This window comes from Phreatobacter sp. (genome assembly GCF_030691135.1).
GTDB lineage: Bacteria > Pseudomonadota > Alphaproteobacteria > Rhizobiales > Phreatobacteraceae > Phreatobacter.
Genome location: NZ_JAUYFA010000113.1, coordinates 1 through 4,802, shown reverse-complemented (window position 1 = coordinate 4,802; position 4,802 = coordinate 1). Strand labels below are relative to the sequence as shown.

Here is a 4,802-nt window from a genome sequence, read left to right as displayed (position 1 = left end):
CAGGAGGCGGTTCGCACGCCCGCCGTCGCAAGGCCGCAGCCGGTCAGCGCCGCCGGGGCGCCGCCCGCCCCCGATTCGGCCGTCGCCGCCGCACGCGAGGCGGCCCGTTCCGCAGCCAGCCTCGACGAACTGCGCGCCATCGTCGAATCCTTCGAGGGCTGCGCGCTGAAGGCCACGGCCTCGCGCACGGTCTTCGAGGACGGCGCGCGCGACGCCCGGGTCATGTTCGTCGGCGAGGCGCCCGGGCGCGAGGAGGACATGGAGGGCAGGCCCTTCGTCGGCAAGTCCGGCCAGTTGCTCGACCGGATGCTGGCCGCCGTCGGCCTCGACCGGAAGACCAATGCCTATATCGCCAACATCATCCCCTGGCGTCCCCCCGGCAACCGCACGCCGACGCCGCAGGAAATCGCCATCTGCGAGCCCTTCGTGCGGCGGCAGATCGAGCTCAAGGCGCCGGAGCTGCTGGTCTGCGTCGGCGCGCCCTCGACCGAGACGCTGCTCGGCCTCAAGGGCATCATGAAGGTGCGCGGCCGTCTCATGGGCTTCGAGGCCGGCGGGCGAACGATCCAGGCCGTCGCGACGCTGCATCCGGCCTATCTGCTGCGCAGCCCCATCGCCAAGCGCCAGGCCTGGCGCGACATGCTGACGATCAGGAAGACCCTCGGGCTCTGAAAGCCCTGTCGGCCCGGCGAGGGCGGGGTCCCGTGTATCGCCGGCGCAGGCGCGGAGGTTCTGAGCCTTGACCGGCGCCTCTTCACCTCTCTGCGGCAGCGCTGAAGGCTTCGGTGGCGACGGGAAACGGCAAACCCGCTTACCCTGCCCGCGGCTTCAGCGAGCCGAAGGTCATCCGGTGGTGATGGGTGGGGCCATGGAGCGCGATGGCTTCGCGGTGCGCCTTCGTGCCGTAGCCCTTGTGAACCGCGAAGCCATAGGCCGGGTGGACGAGGCCGACATGGCGCATCAGCCGGTCGCGATGGACCTTGGCGAGGATCGAGGCCGCGGCGATCGACAGCACAAGCGCGTCGCCGTCGACGATCGCCTCCCCCGAAACGCCGAGCGGCAGGGGCGGCACGTCGCGGCCGTCGACGAGCACATGGCGCGCCGGGAGGGCGAGGGCGGCGACCGCCCGTGTCATGGCGTGCAGGGTCGCCTTGCGGATGTCGGTCGCGTCGATCCGGGCGGGTGCCGAGGAGGCGATGGCGCAGGCGAGGGCGGAGGCGCTGATCGCCTCGTAGAGCGCTTCGCGGCGCGCTGCGTCGAGCACCTTGGAATCGGCGAGGCCGGCCGGGATGGCCTCGGGATCGAGGATCACGGCGGCGGCGACCACGGGGCCGGCGAGGGGGCCGCGACCGGCCTCGTCCACTCCGGCGACGGGGGCGAAACCCTGCGCCAGCGCGCGCGCCTCGAGGCGGAAGGTGGGAATCGGTCCGGCCATGATCCTGTCTCGCCAAATTGGCCGGCTGCGGCAAGCCGCGGTGGCGGCCCGGCTGCTTCGTCGGCTTTGCTTCCGATTCAGGTCGAGGATGAAAACCTCGCGACATCAGAGACTTGTGCTGTTGTGCTGAGGCCCGGGGTCCGTCCGCGACAATCCGATTCAACTCCTTCACGTGCCGATTCAGGGCGAGCGGAGTGCCGGCCCCGTGGCGCCGCCCGGCGGTGAACGCGCGACGGCCGAATCCGCTATAAGCACCTCTTCAACCGGCGGACCTCACATGATCGGCAAGCTCAAGGGCACCATCGACAGCTACGGACCCGACTGGGTGATCGTTGACGTCCACGGTGTCGGCTACGTCGTCCACTGCTCGGCGCGGACCCTGCAGGCGCTACCCGCGGCCGGCGAGGCGGCGGTGCTCTCCATCGAGACCATGGTGCGCGAGGACATGATCCGCCTCTACGGCTTCGCCAACGACCTGGAACGCGAGTGGTTCCGTCTGCTGCTCGCCGTGCAGGGGGTGGGCGCCAAGGTGGCGCTTTCGGTGCTCTCGACGCTCAAGGCCTCCGACCTCGCCAATGCCATCGCGCTGCGCGACAAGGCGGCCATCGGCCGGGCCAACGGTGTCGGCCCGAAGGTCGCCGAGCGCATCATCACCGAGCTCAAGGACAAGGCGCCGGGCTTCACTGACATCGACCCGACGCTGGCGAAGCTCGCCGGGGACGTCGACGAGAAGCGCGCGCCGGGCCCGATCCAGGATGCGATCTCGGCGCTGACCAATCTCGGCTATGGCCCGCCGCAGGCTGCGGCTGCGGTGCATGCCGCGGCGCAGAAGGCGGGCGAGGGGGCCAATACCCAGCAGCTGATCCGGCTGGGCCTGAAGGAACTCAGTTCGTGACCGAGCCCGATCGCATCCTCTCCGCCGAACGTCGCGACGACGATGCCGACACGCATCTGCGGCCGCAGCGGCTGGCCGAGTTCATCGGTCAGGCACAGGCGCGCTCCAATCTCGAGGTCTTCATCTCGGCGGCGCGCACCCGCGGCGAGGCGCTCGACCATGTGCTCTTCGTCGGCCCGCCCGGCCTCGGCAAGACGACGCTGGCGCAGATCCTGTCGAAGGAACTCGGGGTCGGCTTCCGCGCCACGTCCGGCCCGGTCATCGCCAAGGCCGGCGACCTGGCGGCACAGCTGACCAATCTCGAAGAGCGCGACGTGCTCTTCATCGACGAGATCCACAGGCTCAATCCGGCGGTGGAGGAAATCCTCTATCCCGCCATGGAGGATTTCCAGCTCGACCTGATCATCGGCGAGGGACCGGCGGCGCGCTCGGTGAAGATCGATCTCGCCAAATTCACCCTCGTCGGCGCGACGACCCGCGCCGGCCTTCTCACCACGCCACTGCGCGACCGTTTCGGCATCCCCATCCGCCTCGCCTTTTACACGGTGGAGGAACTGGAGCTGATCGTCACCCGCGGCGCGCGGGTGCTCGGCGTCGGCATTTCGGTGGACGGGGCGAACGAGATCGCGCGGCGCGCGCGCGGGACGCCGCGCATCGCCGGCCGGCTGCTCCGCCGGGTGCGCGACTTCGCCATCTATCGGGATTCCGACACGATCAGCCGGACCATCGCCGACGAGGCGCTGACCCGGCTCGAGGTGGACGATGCCGGGCTCGACGCCATGGACCGGCGCTATCTGAAGGCCATCGCGCTGAATTACGGCGGCGGGCCCGTTGGGATCGAGACCATGGCGGCGGCACTCTCCGAGCCACGCGACGCCATCGAGGAGATCATCGAGCCCTTCCTCATCCAGCAGGGCTTCCTGCAGCGCACGCCGCGCGGACGCCTGCTCACCTCAGGCGCCTTCCGCCATCTCGGCCTCGCCGAGCCGGCCCGCGAAGGGGCGCAGTTCACCCTGTTCAAGGGCGACGAGGAGGTCTGAGGTCTCGTTTTCGCCTCATCGGCTTCCTAGAGCGGCGGCATGATCTGCGCAGAAAGGCATCCGGCATGATTGATGGCCACGATCTGGCCGGCCGCATCGACGGCGAGACCCATCACCTCGCTGTCCGCGTCTATTACGAGGACACCGATTTTTCCGGGGTCGTCTATCACGCCAGCTATCTGCGCTTCATGGAGCGCGGGCGCACCGATTTCCTGCGGTTGCTCGGTGTGGCCCAGGGTGACCTGTTCGTCCAGGCGAAGGAGGAAGCCGGCGCCGGCTTCTTCTTCGTCGTGCGCTCGATGGGCATCGACTTCCTGCGGCCGGCGCGGATCGACGACGTGCTGACGGTCGAGACCCGCACCGAGGCGGTGAAGGGGGCGACGCTCAATCTCGCGCAGCGGGTCCTGCGCGGGACCGAGGTGCTGGTGGAGGCGAAGGTCCGGGTCGCCTTCCTCGCCGGCGGCAAGCCGGTGCGCATTCCCGACGGCCTCAGGCGGGCGATGACGCCGAAGGGCCTCGATTGACGATGAGCCCGCCAAAAAGGCGCCTCAGCCTAGAGGCGGATGTTGGCGCTGCGGATGATCGGGCCCCACTTGTCCATCTCTGCGCGCACGAAGGCGGCGAACTCGTCGGGCGTGTTGGGCCGGCTGGTCACCGAGAGCGAGGTCAGGCGAGTGCTGATCGCCGGATCGCTGATCGCCTCGTTGAGGGCGCTGCTCAGCCGCGCGACGACGGCGTCAGGCGTCGCCGCCGGAACGAAGACGCCGTTCCATTCCAGCGCCTGGTAGCCGGGCAAGGTGTCGGCCATGGCTGGCAGGCCCGGCATGACCTCGACCGGCGCGGAGGCGGTGTGGGCGACGGCGCGCAGCAGGCCGCCGCGGATGTGCTCGATGGACGAGGACAGGTTCGAGAAGAAGTACTTGATCTGGCCGGCGACGAGGTCGTTGAGAGCCGGGCCGCCGCCGCGATAGGGCACGTGGGTGACGTCGATTCCCGCCATGCTCTTGAACAGTTCCAGCGCCAGATGCTGGGCGGAGCCATTGCCGGAGGAGGCCCAGTCGATCTTTCCGGGGGCCCGCTTCGCCGCGGCGATGATGTCGGCGACGGTGCGCTCCTGAACGCTCGGATGGACGACCAGCACATTTGGCACGACGGCGGCGAGGAAGACCGGCCGGAAGGCCTTCGCGGTGTCGTAGGGCAGGCGCGGGAAGAGGCTCGGATTGGAGGCATGGGCGCTGGCGTCGAAGAGGATCGTGTAGCCATCGGCCTCGGCGGTCGCCACCGCATTGGCGCCGATCGTGCCGCCGGCGCCGCCGCGGTTCTCGATGACGAAGCTGCCGCCGGTCAGGGCCGCGAGCTTCTGGAACAGGATGCGGCCGACCGTGTCGGCGCCGCCGCCCGCCGAGTAGGGCACGACGACCCGCACCGGGCG

At 69.8% G+C, this 4,802-nt stretch carries 6 protein-coding genes; 4 read left to right on the top strand and 2 right to left on the bottom strand.

Going from position 1 to position 4,802, the window contains the following annotated elements; all coding sequences use genetic code 11:
* The coding region (locus Q8O26_RS20480) for a uracil-DNA glycosylase family protein (protein WP_305579043.1) at positions 1–672 on the top strand (672 nt) is incomplete at its 5' end.
* A gap of 139 nt (positions 673–811) precedes the next feature.
* On the opposite strand, the gene Q8O26_RS20475 is transcribed toward Q8O26_RS20480, so the two are convergent.
* Positions 812–1,435 (bottom strand): ribonuclease HII, encoded by a 624-nt coding sequence (locus Q8O26_RS20475; protein ID WP_305579041.1) that lies wholly within the window; start codon positions 1,433–1,435, stop codon positions 812–814.
* Between the two features lie 277 nt (positions 1,436–1,712).
* On the opposite strand from Q8O26_RS20475, the gene ruvA reads away from it, so the two are divergent.
* The 3 genes from ruvA to ybgC all read left to right on the top strand — a co-directional run bounded on the left by ruvA (position 1,713) and on the right by ybgC (position 3,894).
* A complete protein-coding gene (gene ruvA / locus Q8O26_RS20470; protein ID WP_305579039.1) occupies positions 1,713–2,330 on the top strand; it encodes a Holliday junction branch migration protein RuvA in 618 nt (205 codons plus the stop codon).
* Positions 2,327–3,370 carry a Holliday junction branch migration DNA helicase RuvB gene (ruvB, locus tag Q8O26_RS20465; protein WP_305579037.1) on the top strand — a complete coding sequence of 348 codons (1,044 nt, stop codon included), beginning with the start codon at positions 2,327–2,329 and terminating at the stop codon, positions 3,368–3,370. The genes ruvA and ruvB overlap by 4 nt, the downstream gene beginning before the upstream one ends.
* Positions 3,371–3,435: 65 nt before the next feature.
* The gene (gene ybgC / locus Q8O26_RS20460) at positions 3,436–3,894 is read left to right on the top strand and encodes a tol-pal system-associated acyl-CoA thioesterase (RefSeq protein WP_305579035.1); all 459 of its coding nucleotides are present in this window, start codon (positions 3,436–3,438) and stop codon (positions 3,892–3,894) included.
* Between the two features lie 29 nt (positions 3,895–3,923).
* Here the strand turns inward: ybgC and Q8O26_RS20455 are convergent.
* On the bottom strand, positions 3,924–4,802 hold an 879-nt coding region (locus Q8O26_RS20455), incomplete at its 5' end, for a tripartite tricarboxylate transporter substrate binding protein (protein WP_305579033.1).

Bases quoted from the DNA above. Each gene is read 5' to 3' on its own strand.
- Q8O26_RS20475 (WP_305579041.1), bottom strand. From the start codon at position 1,435: ATGGCCGGACCGATTCCCACCTTCCGCCTCGAGGCGCGCGCGCTGGCG.
- ruvA (WP_305579039.1), top strand. From the start codon at position 1,713: ATGATCGGCAAGCTCAAGGGCACCATCGACAGCTACGGACCCGACTGG.
- ybgC (WP_305579035.1), top strand. From the start codon at position 3,436: ATGATTGATGGCCACGATCTGGCCGGCCGCATCGACGGCGAGACCCAT.